This window comes from Paenibacillus sp. FSL K6-1566 (assembly GCF_038050475.1).
Lineage (GTDB): Bacteria > Bacillota > Bacilli > Paenibacillales > Paenibacillaceae > Paenibacillus_AQ > Paenibacillus_AQ lactis.
On sequence record NZ_JBBOSR010000001.1, the window covers coordinates 947,961 to 967,722 of the forward strand.

Annotated in this window: 15 protein-coding genes; 13 read left to right on the top strand and 2 right to left on the bottom strand. The window is 51.7% G+C overall.

Translation table 11 applies throughout. The annotated features are described in order from the left end of the window. Positions 1 to 69 precede the first annotated feature (69 nt). The 7 genes from NST08_RS04165 (at position 70) to NST08_RS04195 (ending at position 8,935) form a co-directional block, all read left to right on the top strand. Positions 70 to 990 carry an ABC transporter ATP-binding protein gene (locus tag NST08_RS04165; RefSeq protein ID WP_341034401.1) on the top strand — a complete coding sequence of 307 codons (921 nt, stop codon included), beginning with the start codon at positions 70 to 72 and terminating at the stop codon, positions 988 to 990. Further along, positions 987 to 1,694 carry an ABC transporter permease gene (locus tag NST08_RS04170; RefSeq protein WP_341034400.1) on the top strand — a complete coding sequence of 236 codons (708 nt, stop codon included), beginning with the start codon at positions 987 to 989 and terminating at the stop codon, positions 1,692 to 1,694. Before NST08_RS04165 ends, NST08_RS04170 begins: the two co-directional genes overlap by 4 nt. A 14-nt stretch (positions 1,695 to 1,708) precedes the next feature. Next, positions 1,709 to 2,443: an ABC transporter permease gene (locus NST08_RS04175; RefSeq protein ID WP_341034399.1), complete on the top strand. Its 735-nt coding sequence runs from the start codon at positions 1,709 to 1,711 to the stop codon at positions 2,441 to 2,443. Between the two features lie 603 nt (positions 2,444 to 3,046). Then, positions 3,047 to 4,357, top strand: a complete 1,311-nt coding sequence (locus tag NST08_RS04180; RefSeq protein ID WP_341034398.1) for a sugar ABC transporter substrate-binding protein — start codon at positions 3,047 to 3,049, stop codon at positions 4,355 to 4,357. A gap of 100 nt (positions 4,358 to 4,457) precedes the next feature. Then, a complete protein-coding gene (locus NST08_RS04185) occupies positions 4,458 to 5,771 on the top strand; it encodes a sugar ABC transporter permease (RefSeq protein WP_007132716.1) in 1,314 nt (437 codons plus the stop codon). Next, positions 5,771 to 6,613, top strand: a complete 843-nt coding sequence (locus NST08_RS04190; protein ID WP_007132715.1) for a sugar ABC transporter permease — start codon at positions 5,771 to 5,773, stop codon at positions 6,611 to 6,613. Before NST08_RS04185 ends, NST08_RS04190 begins: the two co-directional genes overlap by 1 nt. Positions 6,614 to 6,898: 285 nt before the next feature. Beyond that, entirely contained in the window at positions 6,899 to 8,935 is a 2,037-nt protein-coding gene (locus NST08_RS04195; protein WP_213617273.1) for a methyl-accepting chemotaxis protein, read from the top strand. A gap of 1,320 nt (positions 8,936 to 10,255) precedes the next feature. On the opposite strand, the gene NST08_RS04200 is transcribed toward NST08_RS04195, so the two are convergent. Beyond that, positions 10,256 to 12,397, bottom strand: a complete 2,142-nt coding sequence (locus tag NST08_RS04200) for an alpha-amylase family glycosyl hydrolase (protein ID WP_007132713.1) — start codon at positions 12,395 to 12,397, stop codon at positions 10,256 to 10,258. A gap of 461 nt (positions 12,398 to 12,858) precedes the next feature. On the opposite strand from NST08_RS04200, the gene NST08_RS04205 reads away from it, so the two are divergent. The 3 genes from NST08_RS04205 to NST08_RS04215 all read left to right on the top strand — a co-directional run bounded on the left by NST08_RS04205 (position 12,859) and on the right by NST08_RS04215 (position 16,102). Continuing rightward, positions 12,859 to 14,244 (top strand): serine hydrolase domain-containing protein, encoded by a 1,386-nt coding sequence (locus NST08_RS04205; RefSeq protein ID WP_341341476.1) that lies wholly within the window; start codon positions 12,859 to 12,861, stop codon positions 14,242 to 14,244. A 158-nt stretch (positions 14,245 to 14,402) separates the two neighbouring features. Beyond that, on the top strand, positions 14,403 to 15,362 hold the full coding sequence (locus NST08_RS04210; RefSeq protein WP_341341477.1) for a GNAT family N-acetyltransferase: 960 nt from the start codon (positions 14,403 to 14,405) through the stop codon (positions 15,360 to 15,362). Positions 15,363 to 15,391: 29 nt separating this feature from the next. Beyond that, the gene (locus tag NST08_RS04215; RefSeq protein WP_244152791.1) at positions 15,392 to 16,102 is read left to right on the top strand and encodes a PIG-L deacetylase family protein; all 711 of its coding nucleotides are present in this window, start codon (positions 15,392 to 15,394) and stop codon (positions 16,100 to 16,102) included. Positions 16,103 to 16,489: 387 nt separating this feature from the next. Here the strand turns inward: NST08_RS04215 and NST08_RS04220 are convergent, their stop codons facing one another. Continuing rightward, a complete protein-coding gene (locus NST08_RS04220; protein ID WP_340897355.1) occupies positions 16,490 to 17,404 on the bottom strand; it encodes an arginase family protein in 915 nt (304 codons plus the stop codon). 105 nt (positions 17,405 to 17,509) lie between these two features. On the opposite strand from NST08_RS04220, the gene NST08_RS04225 reads away from it, so the two are divergent. The 3 genes from NST08_RS04225 to NST08_RS04235 all read left to right on the top strand — a co-directional run bounded on the left by NST08_RS04225 (position 17,510) and on the right by NST08_RS04235 (position 19,756). Then, a complete protein-coding gene (locus tag NST08_RS04225) occupies positions 17,510 to 17,851 on the top strand; it encodes a winged helix-turn-helix transcriptional regulator (protein ID WP_341341478.1) in 342 nt (113 codons plus the stop codon). A gap of 212 nt (positions 17,852 to 18,063) precedes the next feature. Further along, on the top strand, positions 18,064 to 18,678 hold the full coding sequence (locus NST08_RS04230; protein WP_341341479.1) for an alpha/beta hydrolase: 615 nt from the start codon (positions 18,064 to 18,066) through the stop codon (positions 18,676 to 18,678). Between the two features lie 106 nt (positions 18,679 to 18,784). Next, entirely contained in the window at positions 18,785 to 19,756 is a 972-nt protein-coding gene (locus NST08_RS04235) for a carbohydrate ABC transporter permease (RefSeq protein WP_341341480.1), read from the top strand. The last annotated feature ends 6 nt before the right edge of the window (positions 19,757 to 19,762 follow it).

The window sequence follows — 19,762 nt, forward strand, 5'->3', positions numbered from 1 at the left end:
GTTTACCTGCTGTTTATTTCCCATTGCTAAACTCGAAGTATTAGCGATGCCAAGCAGGAGGAAACAGAGATGAACGAATATGCAATCGATACACATCAGCTGACCCGACGATTCGGGCAGCGGGAAACGGTTAAACAGATTAACTTGAAGGTCCCCAAGCGGGAGATCTATGGATTTTTGGGACCGAATGGAGCGGGCAAGACAACAACGATTCGGATGCTTCTGGGACTCATACGCTCGTCTTCCGGAGAGATTCGGATCCTTGGCAAGGATCTGAAGAAGAACCGAATGGATATTTTAAAGGATGTCGGTTCTCTCGTAGAATCTCCGTCGTACTATGCTCATCTTTCAGGATATAAAAACTTGAAGATCATGGCCCTAATCCATGGAATACAGGAATCCAGGATTCAAGAGGTGTTGGAATGGGTGAGGCTGAACCAGGCAGCCCATCGGCCGGTCAAGAGTTATTCTCTTGGCATGAAGCAGCGGCTAGGGATCGCGATGGCGCTGATTACGAATCCCAAATTATTGATTCTGGATGAACCGACGAACGGACTTGATCCATCGGGCATTCAGGAAATACGAGAGCTCATTACAAGACTTCCCCGTGATTTTGATATAACGGTGCTGCTCTCAAGCCATTTATTGAGCGAAATCGAGCAGGTTGCAACCTGGGTGGGAATTATTAATCAAGGGGAAATGATTTTTCAAGGGCCGCTTCAGGAATTAACCGATCGCAGTAAGCCTTATGTATGGATTGAGATGGACCGCCCGCTGGAAGCGGCAGCAGCTCTAAATGACCATGGATGGGATGCGGAGCCGGACATCGCAACAGGCCAGATCCGAACCTCCATGATCAACCGGCCGCAATCGTCGGAAATGATTCGCTTCCTCGTAAACCGGCAATATGATGTCTATCGGGTAACGGAGAAGAAGAAGACCCTTGAGGAAATCTTTCTGGAATTAACCGGTCAGGAGAACAGCTTATGATGCTGGAGCTGATATGTGCAGAGGGAGTAAAGCTGAAGAGATTATGCCGGTGGATGCCTGTTATCCAAGGCATGATTCTGGTTAGCATGACGGCCTTGGAGTGGTATCTTTATTTCCGTCAAGGACCCGGGGGGATCTACGCCGGCTTTGCAGTCATGTACATGTTTTTGTCGTTCGTTTTTTTATTGGGCATTACGCTTCTTGCCAGCATGATGGCCAGTACCGAGCATGAAACAAAGGCTTGGAAGCAGCTTCTAGCAATGCCTGTTCCGAAAGGTTCCGTATACCTGGCAAAATTGGCATGGATCTTTACTTTGCAGTTATGTACCGTAGTCATCACGATTGTTGGGATGTGCGTGGTCTGGCTCCTATACTCCAACGAACCCATACCGTGGGGAATGATGATGTTGCAGCCTCTATTCGCATGCTTATCAACACTGCCGATGATGGCTGTACAGCTCTGGCTGTCCACTGTTTTTTCCAACCAGGCATTACCACTGGCTTTAGGGATATTCGGTTCCATTTCCAGCTTGTTTTTAGCACGAAGCGATTCCTTCATGATTAAAATCCTTCCCTGGTCGTATCCGGCATTATCCAGCCCGCTTATCCCCGGTCATATGCAGTGGATCGGAATCTCACTTGGAATGGGAATGATGTTGTCGGTGCTGGGTGCTCACCTGTTTGCCAGAAGAGAATTTGAATAGGGGGTTGCCGGATCATGGGAATATTAATTCGTGCTGAAGGAATGAAGCTTCAATGGAGTGTCATCCTTGCGCTCATCGTATTGGATACGCTGATCAACTCAGCGATGGGAGCGATGCAGCTCCAGAGTTTAAAGGAGTTTTTCCCGCCTAGCTGGACTACGCTCTATATACACAGCGTCAATCTGCACTCTATGTTTTTCTTTCCTCTGTATAGCGGGATTATAGCCTCCTTATTGTGTTTGTACGAGCATCGGGATGGGGGCTGGAAAATAACCATGAGTATGCCAATTCCCCGCAGCCGAATCTTTTATGCGAAATACATTGTGTTAATCGGGATTATGGCGCTGGTTCAGGTCGTATTTTTACTCGGATATGTTGTTGCGGGTTATCTTGTTGAAGCTCCCGGAGAGATTCCGTTGGAGACACTGCTGTATTCAGTTATTGGGGGATGGATCGGTGTTTTGCCGCTCGCTGCATTACAACTGATTGTCTCAATAAGAATACGGAATTTTGGAGCCTCCCTGGCGATGTCTCTCGGTTATGTCGTGCCGAATATTGTGCTGACAGGCTTTCACTCGGCGATTGGGGCCTGGCTTCCATTCACGATTCCCTACTATGTCATGATGCCGCAAGCAGCAATTTATGCGCCAAGGGTTGAGCCCTATAGCCTGTGGTCCATTGTGTTGTTTACAGGTATCGTGTATCTGCTGTTTGGAAAGCGGTTTGTTGAAAAAAGAGATTGGATCTAGTTCAATATCTTTCGGTCTCGTGCGTCAAGCCGCGGAGCTTGCTAACCACTATAATTGGTATATATCTTTGACCCCTGCGCTTCGACAGGGGTTGTTGCATTTGGGACCTGCGGTTGCATCGTTATTCGCAGTCGCTTTGGGCAAAAATATTGGCTGAAACTAGGGCGAACTGAATAGAAACGCCATAGCCATGGCGTTTCACGGTTCATCTTATCAGCGGTAAAAGAGGTATTTGCAAATGTGCAAACGTTTGTGCAACAATGAAGCATTTTCCGGGCGAACCTGTCCGATTTGGAGAGCAAAATGACTGAATTGCACAGGATCTTGCGCACATATTTTTACGATAACCTACGATATAGGGTGAATAAGCGAGATATTATAGGATTTTGGCCGAAAATCGGGGATAAACGATCTGTGCAAACGTTTTTGCAATCAATCCGAAATGTTGTATGATGTCTACAGTGGATGAAGCGCTTTCTCACCGGAATTTTTCCTTGGTTTCTCGCCAAACGTTACATAGAAAAAGAGAGGCTGAAAATTTTCTGAAATCGTTTGCGCAGATTTCCAACATTTCTGATCATTATTGAGAGGGGTAATCATGGAATGAAGATGAAGAAAATTCTGACGCTGGCTGCAACCTTCACGCTGGCATTCTCCATTACGGCATGCGGAGGAAACTCGGGTACTCCGGCTGCGGAAGCGCCTGCAGAGAACCCGCCTGCGACAGAGACGCCGGCTGAAAATACAGAAACCGTAGAACTGAAGCCTGAAGAAGGCGCGAAGCTGGTCGTATGGGAGAGCCGTGACGAAAGAGCCTATACGGATGAGATTGCCAAGGAATTTACCGAGAAGTACGGCGTAGAAGTTACGATCGAAGAATTGTCCCCAACCGACCAAGTAACCAAGCTTGCGCAGGACGGACCATCCGGACTGGCTGCGGACATCGTATTGTTCCCGCACGACAACCTGGGTAAAGCCGTTACGACGAACCTGGTTCTGCCAAACGACGTATTCGAGGAAAAAACAAAGAGCAGTAACACGGAAGCAGCGATCCAAGGTGTCAGCTACGACGGCGTGCTGTACGGATACCCGCGTGCGGCTGAAACTTACCTGATGTACTATAACAAGGATCTGGTGAAGGAAGTTCCTACAACGATGGAAGAAGTCATCGAGTTCAGCAAAACCTTCACAGACAAGAACAAGAATAAATACGGCTTCATGTTTGAAACCGGTAACTTGTACTTTGCTTATCCATTCCTCGCATCCAACGGCGGTTACATCTTTGGAAGCGGTGGCACGGACGTCAATGACATCGGTCTGAACAACGAGGGTGCCGTAAAGAGTATGGAAGTATACGCTAGCCTGAAAGAAATCCTTCCGGTTAAATCCGGCGACATCACGCCTGACATCAAGCGCGGATTGTTCACTTCCGGCGATCTGGCAATGGATATCAACGGACCATGGGAGCTTGGCGGATATAAAGAAGCGCTCGGCGACAAGCTCGGCGTAGCTCCAATCCCGGCCATCGGCGGACAGCCTGCCGTATCGTTCTCCGGTATCAAAGCTTGGTATGTAAGCTCGTTCACGAAATATCCGCAAGCTGCAAGATTGTTCGCTGATTTTGCAACGACCAAAGAAGCTCAACTGAAACTGAGCGCCCTGGTAGGCTCGGTTCCAACGAACATCGAAGCGCAAGAAGATGACCAAATCAAGAATGACGAGTACGTATCGGCATTCACGGAGCAGTTCAAGTCTTCCCAGCCAATGCCTTCCGTACCGGAAATGGCTAACGTATGGTCTCCTGTAGGCGCTGCCCTGTCTGAAATTTGGGATAACGATAAAGACATTAAAGAAACGCTTGATAAAGCCGTAAACCAAGTTAAAGACCTGAACAGCGGCGGAGGCGGCGAGTAAGGGACATACAGCTTCATAACACGAAAAAGATGAAGAAGTTCACCCGCCGATGGTCGGCGGGTGATTCCTCGATTATACGGTAGAGGAGATTGGAGGGAGCATGCGTCAACATCGTACGATAGCGGCTGTACTGTCAGCTATATGCATGGGTCTGGGTCAGCTTTACAATCGTCAATGGATTAAAGGCATTCTTTTGCTTATCGTAGGCGTATTCAGCTTGTATTACTTTATCAATAACCTCGGAGACGCAATCTGGGGCATGGCAACGCTGGGGGACCAGGGAAGCCATTTAGCGAAGGTTAACGGATTAACCCAAATGGTAGCAGGCGACCACTCCATCAATCTGTTGATTGAAGGTCTAATTACAGTCATGATGCTGGCCGTATTCCTTGTTGGATACTATGCCAATATCAAGAACGCATATAACGCTGGAAAACAAAGGGACATGGGGATCGCACCCAATAACTTTAAACAAACCCTTAACTATATTTTTGAAATCAAATTTGCGCAGTCGTTTCTGACCTTGCCGGCTATCGGTATCATGTTCTTTACGATCATGCCGATCATATTCATGATTTTGCTGGCATTCACGAACTATTCCGCACCGAACAATCTGCCGCCTGCCAATCTGGTAGACTGGGTAGGCTTTAAAACCTTTACGAATCTCGTTGCCTTAAAAACGTGGAGCCACACCTTCTTCGGAGTACTGACCTGGACGATCATTTGGGCGGTGCTTGCCACGGTGACCACGTATTTCGGCGGGGTGCTGGTAGCGCTGCTTATTCAGCAAAAAGGCATTCGCTTCAAAGGCCTGTGGCGCGTCATCCTGATCATTCCGTATGCGATTCCGCAGCTGATCTCCTTGCTCGTGATGCGCAACATGTTCAACGGCCAATTCGGACCGATTAACCAGTATTTAAGATATTTCGGTATGGACGGCCTTCCATGGCTGACCGATCCGTTCTGGGCGAAGGTAACCGTCATCATCGTTAACATGTGGGTCGGCATTCCGGTATCCATGCTGCTGGTTATGAGCGTGCTGACAACGATTCCGAAGGACCTGTACGAGGCGGCTGACGTTGACGGGGCATCCGGCTTCCAGAAATTCAAAATTATCACGCTGCCGATGATTCTGTTCTCGACGGCACCGGTGCTCATTACGCAGTTCGCCGGTAATATCAACAACTTCAACCTGATTTTCCTCCTCACCAACGGGAACCCGGTGGTGGGCGACTATCAATATGCGGGAGCAACGGACCTCTTGGTAACCTGGCTCTACAAGCTGACACTGGATCAGCAGCGATATAATATGGCGTCGGCGATCGGGATCATTATCTTCCTGATTATCGCGACCTTCTCGATTTACAACTATCGCCGAACCAGATCATTTAAAGAGGAGGATATGATCCAATAATGGGAATTAAAATGAGAAACGCGATCCGGTTAACGGCTAGCTACATTTTGCTGGTTATTATCGCGATCTGCTGTATTTACCCGGCGCTCTGGATTGTTCTGTCCTCTTTCCGTCCCGGAAAGTCGCTCTATAGCAAGTCCCTGATTCCTGAAAGATTTACGCTGGATCATTACAAAGAGCTGTTCACGTCCCAGAGCTTCCTGTTCGAAACCTGGTATATGAATACGCTCAAAATCGCACTCTTCTCGATGGTGATCGGTACGATCCTCGTACTGCTTACGAGTTATGCGGTTTCCCGTTTCCGGTTCAAAGGCCGTAAGAACGCGCTGTCCACGATTCTCGTGCTAGGCATGTTCCCGGGCTTCATGAGTATGATTGCAATCTACATCCTGCTCAACTCCTTGAACCTGCTGAATACGCATGCGGCGATGATTATCGTGTATGCGGCCGGGGCGCCGCTGGGAGGAACGCTTATCATGAAAGGCTTCCTCGATACGATTCCGCGCAGCTTGGATGAGGCGGCCAAAATCGACGGTGCGACCAACTTCCAGATTTTTCGCAAAATCATTCTGCCGCTGTCGAAGCCGATGATTACGTACATGAGCTTGACGCTATTCGTTGGACCATGGGTAGATTTCATCTTTGCCCGTCTCGTACTGCGGACGAAAGAGAACTGGACGCTGGCTGTCGGTCTATGGGATTTGGTCAACTCCACCCAGGACAGTAACTTTACGCTGTTCGCGGCGGCTTCGGTTCTGATTGCATTGCCGATTACGATCCTGTTTATCTTCCTGCAGCGATTGCTGGTTGACGGCATGACGGCAGGCGCGAGCAAAGGTTAAGCTGGATCCAAAGCTAAAGAGCCAGATGATAAGCGTTACATCCATTCGCGCTTTAGATAGAAAGAAGCAAACTTTAGAGGGATCACAGCGAAGAGACACAGCCGGTTAACGCTTGCTGTGTCTCTTTTTCATTTCTGGGATACTGCAAAAATCGATTCCGTCGCTTCCGGCTGTATTCGATGGGCGAGCAAAATCGACGCTCCATATATTACAGAATGGGAGTTGCTCTTTGGATTTTTGCAAAATTCTCATTTGCATGAATTTGGGTGCAGGGGGTACATAACGATGAATGTTAAAACGCGCTTTCAATTTAAAGCGGTTGGCATGAAGCTGTTCGTCATTTTTTTTACAACCGTCGTTGCGCTGTCCGCAGGGCTTGGTCTGCTGTCGTATTCCATAGCAAAGGATACGGTCATGGATCAGGTGTCCGAGGCGACGTCGGGACAAATGGTGCAGGCGGCGGACAAGCTTGATTTCCTGTTGGCCCAATATGAAGGGGTATCCCGGCAATGGGCGCTGGATACGGTGCTTCGCCAAGATCTGGTTACGGTCAGCACGCCGGACGTCGGCATCCGGGCCAAAACCGAGGCGGAGAATCGGATTCGGGAGAAGCTGAACGGCTTCGCTTCGTCGGACAGCCGGCTTGTCGGCATGCGATTGATTTCGCCGGCTATGACCGTGCAGAGCTCTTATAACTCCACGGGGATTTCCGGCTTATCGTCGGCCGATACGGTAAAAACCAAGATTGACCGCATCCTTCAAGCGGACGGCGAACCCGTCTGGTTCCCGGCGGAGGCGAAAGGGTTCATGGGAAATGAGAAGCTGGCCTCCATAACGATGGGGCGGCTGCTGAAAAATCTCCAGCAGCCTCATGCCCAGTACGTGCTGCTGATAGATATTAAGGAGCAGGCGATCGGCGAGGTCCTGTCCAACCTGAGGATCGGGGAACATGGGCGGATGCGAATGGTCGCGGCGGATAACCGAATCGTGTATGACGCGGATCTCACGCAGCTCATGCAGCCTTCAACCATAACGGTTCCCCAAGGGGCGCAAGCAAGCGGGACCTATTATACCGACGATGCGCAGATGGTCGTGTACACGCCGTTAAAAACAGCTCCTTGGTATATGGTGGGATTCGCGCCGGTCAGCGATTTCGTAAAGGCTACGGACAAGCTGCTCAGCATCACGCTTGGGGTCATCGCAGCAGCGATCGTCATTGCGGTGCTGATTGGCTATTATATGATGCGTACGGTCGGACGTCCTCTAAATCAGCTGTGCAGTCTAATGGAGGAAGGAGAGAAGGGGAACCTGATGGTTCGCACCGACTTTCAGCGGGCCGATGAGATCGGCCGCCTGGGCGACGGCTTCAACCGCATGATGGGGCAAATCTCGGCTCTCGTTGAACAGACCCATGTCTCCGCGCGTGAAGTGCTGGCGACAGCCGGGGAGCTGGCCGAGGCGTCCAGAGGAACCTCGATCACCGCCGGCGAAATTGCCGCAGCGATGGAGCAAATTGCTCAGGGCAGCGGACACCTCGCCGCGGAGGCGGAGCGTGAAAATCAGCTGGCCGAGCATATTGGCATGCAGATGAATAGGGTGTCGGAATCGAATCGGATCATCAAGTCGGCGGCTGACCGCGTCCTTGATGTAACGGGGGACGGTGCTCTCCATATGGATAGCCTCGTGGGACAGTCGGAGAGAATCCACCAGGTAAATCGAAGCATCGTGCACAATGCGGAGAAACTCCAGACCAATACCGCATCCATTCATAAAATATTGGAGCTGATGTCGGACATCACGCATCAGACCAATATCCTGTCCATCAATGCAACGATCGAGGCGGCCCGGGCCGGCGCCGCTGGCAGCGGATTCATGGTCGTTGCCAATGAAGTTCGAAGCTTGGCGGACCGGTCGAAGGAATCCATTCAGACGGTCGGCAAGATGATCCTGGAAATCCAGGCAGAGGTCCAGCGCTCAGTGGATGCGCTAAGGTCCGCATCGCCTCTGTTTGACGAGCAGCTGCACTCCGTGCAGCAAGCGCAAGAGGTATTCGCTAATGTGCGCCGGGAGATGGATGTGCTGCTTGCGGAGATTGCTGGCTCCGCCTCGGCCGTGGAGCAGCTGATGGATTCTCAGCATACGCTGACCGGTTCCATTACAGAGGCGAGTGCTATCGTGCAAGAGACGAGCGCGGCTACCGAAGAGGTCGCCTCGATGTCATCGGAGCAGTTTAAGGTGAGCGAGAAGCTGGTCGCCCTGTCCGGAAGGCTGGAGGAGCTGTCCGAGCGGCTGCGTCAGTCGTTGGTGCAATTCAAAACGTGAGTCTTGCGCACGGTTGAAGTTTCGCTCTGCGAGCAGACGTAATATTTATGTGCATAGTGCTTCTGAAGGGTGTTTTGCGCACGGGAGACGTTCCGAGTACATATCGTTCCTCCAATCGCTGTTGTCCCCGATATTCCTGAATATAATTTGCTAACGGTGGAATATCGGAGACAAAGGCGACCGCTCCGCTTTTCCGGAATCGATTTGTCCTCTCCACTACATCGTGCGCTTGGCCAGGTACAGGGAAGCACTTATGTCTGCAGCAAGGTTCCGTCTGCTTCTGTTGAAGCTGGACTTCACCGGCTCAAGCTGGGGAGGGATAATAGACAAGCTCCGCGATATCATCCTGCGGAGCTTGTTTTCGTGTGCAGTCCCCTAAGAAGTCCAGCGGAGCTTGCTTTGGTGTACGTTCCGAGTACATATCGTTCCTCCAATCGCTGTTGTCCCCGATATTCTTGAAATATAACTCGCAAGGGTGGAATATCGGAGACAAAGGCGACCGCTTCGCTTTTCCGGAATCGATTTGTCCTCTCCACTACATCGTGCGCTTGGCCAGGTACAGGGAAGCACTTATGTCTGCAGCAGGGTTCCGTCTGCTTCTGTCGAAGCTTGACTTCACTGGCTCAAGCTGGGGAGGGATAATAGACAAGCTCCGTGATATCATCCTGCGGAGCTTGTTTTGGTGTACGTTCCGAGTACATATCGTTCCTCCAATCGCTGTTGTCCCCGATATTCCTGAAATATATTTCGCTATGGAGGAATATCGGTGACAAAGGCGACCGCTCCGCTTTTCCGGAATCGATTTGTCCTCTCCACTACATCGTGCGCTTGGCCAGGTACAGGGAAGTACTTATGTCTGCAGTAGGGTTCCGTCTGCTTCTGTTGAAGCTGGACTTCACCGGCTCAAGCTGGGGAGGGATAATAGACAAGCTCCGCGATATCATTCTGCGGAGCTTGTTTTCGTGTGCAGTTCCCTAAGGAGTCCAGCGGAGCTTGTTTTGGTGTACGTTCCGAGTACATATCGTTCCTCCAATCGCTGTTGTCCCCGATATTCCTGAATATAATTTGCTAATGGTGGAATATCGGAGACAAAGGCGACCGCTCCGCTTTTCCGGAATCGATTTGTCCTCTCCACTACATCGTGCGCTTGGCCAGGTACAGGGAAGCACTTATGTCTGCAGCAGGGTTCCGTCTGCTTCTGTTGAAGCTGGACTTCACCGGCTCAAGGCTGCTCAAAGTAGAAACAAGCTAAAAGCAAAGCGGCTCCGGAGAATCTCCAGAGCCGCTTGCTGTTGCTTTATTTTGTATAAATTCAATCCCTTACGGCTGCCAATTCACATTAATGGTTGCCGTGCCGCTGGTTGGTGCGGTAAAGGTATGGTTGCTTCCGCCTTCCCAAGTGACGGTGGAGCCTGATTTTTTCAGGAACTTGAATTCAATGGTCTTTCCTGCCGGTACGCTGACATCATAGTACCAGTTCGGGTACTGGTAAACGACCTGATTGTACATCGGGCCGATCGCTTTGGCCGGATCCCAGTTGCCCAGCTCGCTGACATTGCCTGTCAGGAACACATTTTGCCCCAGGGAGGTTGTCGCATTGTTAACGACAAAGCGGACGCTAACCTGATCGCCGGACAGCACTTCGAAATTGTCGTAGACATTGCTCGACACTCCGGCGGCGTTCGCGATTTTAATATTGTAGATGCCGCCTGCAACCGCAGGGATTTTTACTTGAATCTGCGTATCTTCCCAGGACGTGATGTTCGCGCCGGTTACCGGCGTCGTCCCGAAGTAGACGGTGCCTTTGCTGGTACCGAAGCCGCGTCCGTCGATGGTGATCAATGCGCCCGGCTTGGCCATCATCGGACCGACATGCCCGATGGTTGGGGTCGTCGTGGCCGTTGTATATTGCCATACGGCTGTGCCGCCGGCGGCGAGCGTGAAGTTCGAAGCGGCTCCGCCGGAGCCCACGGTTAAGGTGTTGCCGTTCAGAAGGCCGCCCAGCACATCGGTGTAGCTGCCCTGCGGCAGAGAAGTGACCAGGCCGGAGATGGAAGCCGGCGTGCTCAGATTGCGGTTGATGGCAATGACCGCAACATTATTGCCGAATTTGCGCTCATAAATCAGCACGTCATTGTTAATCCAGCGCTCCTGCGTCGATCCGTAGGCGATCGCCGGATTGGATTTGCGCAGCGGAGCAAGCTTTTGGATCACCTGATAGGCGGTGGTTGTCGTAGAGAAGGAAGGGATCCGTGCCCGGTTGTCCGGGTCGTTCCCGCCTGACATATACTGCTCGGTGCCGTAATAGATGGCAGGGACGCCGCGGGAGGTCAGGGTAAATGCCAGCGCCTGCTCCAGCTTCCGGCGGTTTGCATTGCTGCTGTGGAACCGCTCCATGTCATGGTTATCGATGAACGTCACTTGATCATCCACCTGGGCATAATCGGCTGCGGAGCCCTCCAGCATCGATTTCAAGCCGTACATATTGTCGGTGTTATCCCGGAACACCTGGCGAACCTTTTGAGCAAACCGGAAATCCAGCAGGCTCATGCCGGATTCGTTGGCGAACTTGTGATTTTCCGGGCTGACTTCGTTGACGCCGAGGAACCACTCGCCGAAGGTGAAGACCGGCTTGTAGTTGTTGACGGTGGCCATAAAGCTCTTCTGCCAGCCGAACGGCATATGCTTGACCGCATCCATGCGGATGCCGTCGATGCCGAGATCCAGCCACATTTTGATGGCATCCTTCAAATAGACGTCTACGGTGCTGTTGTTATGGTTCAGGTCGGCGAGATCGTAAAGATTTTTGTAAATCCCGTTCTCGGTCGTGGAAAAATCGGTGCCGCCGTTATGGTGGAACAGATTTTGGGTATCGTTCGTGTATCCCCCAAGCAGCGTGCCGTTATTGTACAGCTTCCCGTTCTCCGCGAAGGATGGCTGATCGGAAGAGGCCGGAGACGTATGGTTCGGAGCGAAGTCGATAATCACTTTAATGTTCTTGGCATGTGCAGCGGCAATCAGGTTTTTGAAATCAGCAATCGTGCCGTATGCCGGATTCGTCTTCTTGAAGTCCCGCGCCCAGTAGCCATGATAGGCCGTATTGTTGACGCCGGAATAATTGATGACGCTGTAAATATTCTCAACCGGTTGGGAAATCCAGATGGCCGTAACGCCCATTCCGGTCAGGTAGCCGTCATTGATTTTGTTGATGATCCCCTGCCAGTCGCCTCCGCAGTACAATCGGAGATTCGTGCAGGTCCCGTCAAACGCCGCGCCGGTCGGATTGTTCGCTGGATTGCCGTCCGAGAACCGGTCCGTAAAAATTTGATAGATGACGTCGGTGCTAAAGTTCTGCTTATTGGATACCGAGGTATCCGGCGCTGCATGGGCAGGGGTAAACATTCCCAGCGTCAGGGATAACGCGAGGGACAGCGCGGCTGTCATTTTCATCAATTTCTTCATACTCTACCTCCTATGTAATCGTTAGAAGTGGTAAGGCTTGTCCGCAGTTAATTGCATCACCTCCTTATGAAATCCGGCGACAAAAAACCCCGGCTTCTCGAATTGAGATACCGGGGTTGTTCCATACCGGGTGTACGGTTAAGGAATGCATGGCCCTTATTTTGTGCGAGCGTTATATTCACCCATATTTTAATGAAAGCGAATTCAACTGTCAATATATAACAAACCTTTCTGATGAAAAAAATATCATTTTTATGAAAATCGATGATTGCCACTTTATGAAAATCGATGATTGCCACGAAATAAAATTTTATATTGTATATATTTTGTTGATACAAAATTTCACAAGTCATATAATGGATTTGTAAAGCGTTTACAATGGTGAGAGTGCGGGCTGAATTTACAAAGGTCGGGAGCATTGGTCAAAAAAGAGCATATTGACGGAAAGGAGTGGTTGCGTTGTGAATCGAAACGAGGGCGCGGAGCGTTTGGGGCTGGACATGAACGGTCTTCAGGCCGCTTGCGCGGCCGTGAACCGGGCCATTGATGCAGGGATTATGCCCGGCGCTGTACTGGGCGTGCTGCATCGCGGAGAGACGTGGTTTTATGCGGCTGGGTTTGCCGATCCGGATCCGAAGCAAGGCGAACCAGTAACTGTCCACAAGGACACGCTATATGACTGCGCCTCCATCACGAAGGTTGCGGTCACGCTTCCGCTGATTCTCCAGCTGGTGGATGAGGGAAGGATTACGCTCAGCACGAAAGCGGCTGATATTGTTCCGGCATTCGGAGCCTCCGGTAAGATGGCGATTACGGTAGGCGAGCTGCTGACGCATACCTCGGGCCTTGCGGCGGATATGAATCTTCATTCCCGCGGCTGGAGCCGGGATCAGATGTGGGACGCGGTGCTGACTTCCCCGCTCTCAAGTGAAACGGGCAAGAACGTTGTATACAGTGATTTGGGATACCTGACTCTCGGGCGCATCGCCGAGGAGCTGCTGCAGATGCCGCTGGACCAGGCGATAAGGCAAAGGGTGTTTGAACCGCTCGGCATGCTTGATTCCACCTTAACGCCATCCCTGGAGCAGCTCGGCCGGTACGCGGCGACCGAGTATGACGAGGAATTCCAGGGCCATTTATGCGGTGTGGTGCATGATGAGAAGGCGAGAGCGCTGGGCGGCGTATGCGGTCATGCCGGACTATTCGCGACGGCGGGGGATTTGCTGCGATATGCCCATATGTGGCTGCTTGAGGGGGCGGTTCCTGCACCAAGTGGCCAGACTGATGAAGGTGCAGCCGTTCTCACGGATATCGAAGCCGATGCGGGGGCAGCATCCAGTACCGAGACCGGAACAGCGGTAGCTGCAGAAGCATCGTCACCGGCGCACAGCCTGTCACTTGCCGCAGAAGCATCGTCATCGGCACACAGCCTGTCTCCTGCTGCAGAAGCATCGTCACCGGCGCACAGCCTGTCTCCTGCCGCAGGAGCATCGTCATCGGCACGCATCCAGTCGCCTGCCGCAAGAGCATCGTCGCCTGCACGCATCCTGTCCCCTGCTGCGGCGCGAACGGCAATCAAGCCGCATACGGCAGCGATTCCGGGTGCGAACCGCGGACTTGGCTGGGTCCTCAAGGGCGACCGCATGGATGCCTCCGGTGATTGGATGAGCGAACGCGCCTATGGCCATACCGGCTTCACCGGTACAAGCCTGTGGATCGACCCCGCGTATGATCTTGCCGTCGTGCTGATGACCAACCGGGTGTACTGCGGACGGAGCAGCAGCGTCAAAGAGCTGCGGGTCCAAGTGCATAACGCCATCACCGGCGCAGTTCGCGATCCGAATTAGCCTCGTATGCTGGCTCAACGAATACACCAAGCGGGATTGTGCTTAGGTCGGCATTCGTCAGGGGCAGTCAGTTACTGAATCATTACGCTGTGCTGCAAATACTTGCTTATTGGGCAATGAAGTGTTCATAAGATATACCTAAGGGATGGAGGCGGTGCATGGTGAGCGGCATCATTTATCGGTCATACCGGCCTGGAGACGAGGAAGGGATTATAGCGCTGTGGAATGCCTGCTTAACGGGAGATCCGGTTACCCGGCTGCGGTTCCGCAATTTGGTCCTGCTCGATCCGAATTTTGATCCGGAGGGGCTGCGGGTCGCTGAGGAGGAGGGAACCATTACCGGTGCGCTGTATGCCGTGCGGAGAAGGCTGCCGATGATCGGCACGGAGCTAGAACCCGCACACGGATGGATCACGTTCTTCGGAACCGCGTTTTCGTCGCGCAGGCAGGGCATTGCGAAGCGGCTGCTGGAGGAGGCGGAAGCGTTTCTTCGCAGTCATGGGCGCAGCAAGGTGTTCTTCTCCTCGTACGCGCCGAATTATATCGTTCCGGGGATCGACGGTGAAAGCTACCCCGAGGGACTTGCCTTCCTGCAGGCGGCGGGGTTCACAAGAAACTACACGGCGGCTGCAATGAACCGCTCGCTCATCGATTTCCGCGTACCGCCGGACGTAGCGGAGCTGAAGCGACAGCGCGAGAACGAGGGCTTTACGTTTGGAGCGGCTTCCGACAGCGATCTGGTGGAGCTGATATCTTTTGCCACGGACGTATTTAATCCCGATTGGGGCCGGGCGATCCGCGAAGGACTGCTTCAGCGCTTGAAGCTGGATCAGATTCTGATTGCGAGGGACCGGGGGAAGCTGGTCGGTTTTTGCCTCCATGGCGGGTACGAAGGGGTTGCCGAGCGCTTCGGCCCGTTTGGCGTCGATCCTTCCATGCAAGGCAAGGGGCTTGGAAAAATTCTGCTGTACGACTGCCTCGCCCTAATGCGGGCGCAGGGACTCCACGGCACCTGGTTTTTGTGGACCGGCGAGCAAAGCCCGGCAGGGCATCTGTATCGGAGAGCGGGCTTTCAGATCACACGCCGGTTTGACATTATGAGCAAGTCATTGCAATAGATCGTACGCGAACGATAAGGGGAGGACTTATGATGACGGAAGCGAAGCAGCAACACATTCTGGCGATCGGTGGTCATGCGGGAGATATGGATCTGACAGCAGGCGCGGTTATTGCTAAATATACGCAGGCAGGACATAAAGCGACATTTTTGCATCTGACACCTGGAGAAAAGGGGCATCCCCGTATGACCCCCGAAGATTATGCAAAGCAGAAGATAGAGGAGGCGCACCAATTCGCTGATATCGTCGGGGCCGATGTCCGGTTTCTTGCCTATAAGGACGCAGAGCTTCCGCTCAACGAGGAGGTCAAGTACCAGGTTGCCGACGTCATCCGGGAAGTGAAGCCGGATATCATCATTACCCATTGGAAAGGAAGCATTCATAAAGATCATTCCAATACGCATTACATTGTGGAGGACGCCCGCTTTTATGCCGGCCTGAAGACGATCGAGCGCGAGCTGCCTTCGCATTATGCGCAGCATTTGTACTACGCCGACAACTGGGAGGATCCGTACGATTTTCATCCCGAGGTGTTTATTGATATTCCGGATGAAGCCTACGAGACATGGGTCAAGGCCATGAATGTATATGCCTATGCGCGCGGAGAAACCTACGGCTTTCCGTTTATTGAATATTACAAGGCGCTGACCATCGTTCGGGGTGCCCCGAACAACTTCAAGCGGGCGCAGGCATTCGCCGTACCGCAAGGGGCTTTAACAAAACGATTGCAATTTTTCTAAATGGGGATTATGCTGCAAAAATCCAAAGAGCAACTTCAATCAGCGATATATTGAGCGAAACGGTTTAATTCGTCTATATATCGTACTCGGGAGCGGCTGGAATCAAATTTTGCATAATCCTGAAAAAATATGCTATTCCATCCATCGATCTGGAAGATTAACTAATAAAACCGCAAAAAAATTGTGAGAAATGACAAATCACTCGCTGACATAGATCTTATCTTCTGGTATAATGGTCTCTGTTACGGGGGAACACGTACGGAATCATATAGAGAATACAACAAGGGAGGCCTTCCATTTCGGAAGGCCTCTTTTCCTTTTTAAGTCGGCAGGGTGCCGTTCAGGGACTGGATGCCCGTATGGATCCGTAATGGAGCATGCGCTTGTTCACTTGTTTAAAATAGGTAGTTCTCCAAGCAAATTTTTCAAATATATGGCGTCCCACGGCATATGCTCCGTTATACCTAGTCCTACGACATCCGTTTCCTCAGAAAGCTCTTTCAATAGTTTAAGCAGTTGAGGCAGTTGCATGGTTCCGGCAGGAGACAGATCAAAGGGATCTTCAGGATTTGCGAATAATAGAGAACGAAATGCTTTTGGATCAAGCACGTCTAGGTCAAGATGAATCGCCAGGTGCTTAATGCCGTGTTCTTTGATCCATTTTTTGATCGGTTCCGTACTGTTCGCTAACTCTTCAGAACTGGCAGTTCGAATACCTAATCTTTGGATGACCTCTGTATCTGCTTCTGCAGTAGTTATTCCCAGTCTTTGAAATGCCTCTGAAATCACTTCCGCTTCTTGCTCTGTAGGCGCCGCTAATCCGGCGATAAAGACATGATCAGGCTTTAGCGGGACTTTTACATGTTGTGCGAAATCCTTATCTCCTTCTCCCAAAAGATTTCCGAGCGGCAGCGCATGTCCGTTATCGTACCCGACGTAATTAACCAAATCAGAGTGAGCATCGATCCAAATTAAACCTAATTCGCCGCCATATCGTTCGTTTAAATAGGCAAACGGGGCTTGTTCCACTAAACAGTCGCCGCCAAACATGACAATGCGATCCGGTTTATGAGCATCAATGAGATGCTGTGCGGATTTTAATTGTTCGAGCAGCTGGGTTCTTCCATGCATGCCGTTCTCCTTCTCAAGCGGAGTTCCATCATATGCTTGAACAGGCACATGAATAAGGGGCTGGTCATTGTCGGGAGCCAGCCAGGCAAGCAGCTCTGCTCCAAAAGAGTAGTTAGGGTTATTGCCTCCTTGCCATTGCGGCATTAACAGACGAATGGTTTTTTGAGTCATGTTTTTATCTCCTTTACTTCAAAGTAAGGCAAGTATAAAATGAGCACAAATAAAAATGTAGTACGCACAAATTTGATAGGTACTACCTGAAAGGATAGTGTGAAGATGAGCATGGCTGAATATAAGGGCAAGGTGAAGCATATTCAAGACACGCCATTTGGTTACACCTTGTCGGTGATTGGCGGCAAATGGAAAATGGTTATTATTTACCTTTTGGCAGAAAACCAACCGGTCCGGTTCAATGATCTGAGAAGGCAAATAGGAGCGATTACTTATAAAACATTGAGCTCCCAGCTAAAGGAACTGGAAGCGGACGGTTTGGTGAACCGGAAGGAGTATCCTCAGGTTCCCCCTAAAGTCGAGTACAGTCTTACTGCTAAGGCGGAAACGCTATTACCGGTATTGGAAGGATTATGCGAGTGGGGAGAGAAGAATCGCAGCCATTGAATCAAGGAGGCCTGTGAAGCCTCAAGAACGATAATCAGCGTACGGTACCGGATGCAATAAGAGCCTGACCTTCCTCGAGTCCATTTCGCACTTGTAATTCATGAAATCCATGGTATGATGTAATTAAAGAATCTTAAATTAAAGATAATCAGTAAATGCTTTATGGGTATTCTATGAAAATAAGCTGAATGGACCGAAAGGAGATTTGTCATATGGAGCATCAACATATTTATCGGAAGGGCACGTCCGCCGAGGCGCCGACCCTGCTGCTGCTGCACGGTACCGGGGGAAACGAGGAGGATTTGCTGCCGCTGGCCGAGATGGTGTCGCCGGCGTCGAACGTGCTGGGCGTCCGCGGGAATGTGCTGGAGAACGGGATGCCGAGATTTTTCCGGCGTCTGGCCGAAGGCGTTTTTGACGTGGAGGATCTCGTAAAACGGACCCAGGAGCTGCATGCGTTTCTGGACTGGGCGGCGGAGAAGTATGAATTCGACCGCAGCCGGATCGTGGCCATCGGTTATTCCAATGGCGCGAATATCGCGGCCAGCCTGCTCTTCCACCGGGGGGATGCACTGCAAGGGGCTATTCTCCATCACCCGATGGTTCCGCTTCGCGATAAGACGCTGCCGGATTTGAGCGGCGTGCCGGTGTTCATTGCGGCAGGACGGCGCGATCCGATCTGTCCTCCGCAGGAGACGGAGGATCTGAATGAGCTCCTGAGCGGAGCGGGCGCCGACGTGAAGCTGCACTGGGAGAACGGCGGCCATCAGCTGAGCCGGTCCGAGGTCGGCATGGCGTCCTCATGGTTTAAAGAGAAGTTCCTGTAAGGGGAGCAAAGGTAAAAATTAAAGGGAATCTGATCAAAATACCGTCAATGCGTTGACGGTATTTTTTTTATACTGAAACCATCCGAAACAATCGAGGTGGTCAGACATGGCACGCACAATGAAAAGCTCGCCTCCTCTGGGCCTGCACGAGGCCGGCACCAACAGGGCCGGCACCAACAGGCGCAGGGGCTTCGGAAGGAGTCTCCGGCGGGGAGAGCAGCTATGGGGAATGGTTTTTATCAGTCCGATGCTGATCGGCGTCATGATTCTGGTCCTGTTCCCGATTATCGCAACGCTGGTGCTCGGCTTTGCCGATTGGAATTTCGTGCAGGGCTGGGACGGCATCCGGTGGGTCGGACTGCAGAATTTCCGCAGTCTGCTCGAGGATGATATCTTCTTAAAGTCCATCCGAAACAACATGATCTTTCTGCTGACGGTCCCGATCTACATGATCATCTCCATGGCGCTTGCGATCCTGATCGACCGGCATGTGTACATGAAGGGATACTTCAAGGTCGCTTACTTCATGCCCTACATTTCGAACATCGTCGCGGTTGCGGTCGTGTGGCAGGTGCTGTTCCAGCCTTCCTACGGTCCGATTAACGAGGTGCTGCGAAGTATCGGCATCGCGAGCCCGCCCAAATGGATCGCCGATCCGAACTATGCGCTCGTCTCGATCATGATGATCTCGGTGTGGATCTCGATCGGGTTCAATCTGATTATCTACATCGCCGGCCTGCAATCCATACCGAAGGACCTGTACGAGGCTGCCGAGATTGACGGGGCGAATGGATGGACCAAATTCAGGCGGATTACGCTGCCGCTGTTGTCGCCGACATCCTTTTTCCTGCTGGTAACGGGAATCATCTCGACCTTCAAGGTGTTCGACATTATCGCTGTCATGACCCAGGGCGGGCCGATCGGATCGACGACGATGATGGTCTGGTATTTGTACGACACGGCGTTTGTGAATTTGAAGGTTGGGTATGCATCGTCCATTGCGGCCGTGCTGTTCGGCTTCGTCATGCTGATCACGCTCGGGCAGTGGGCGGCCCAGAAGAAATGGGTCAACTACTAGAGAGGA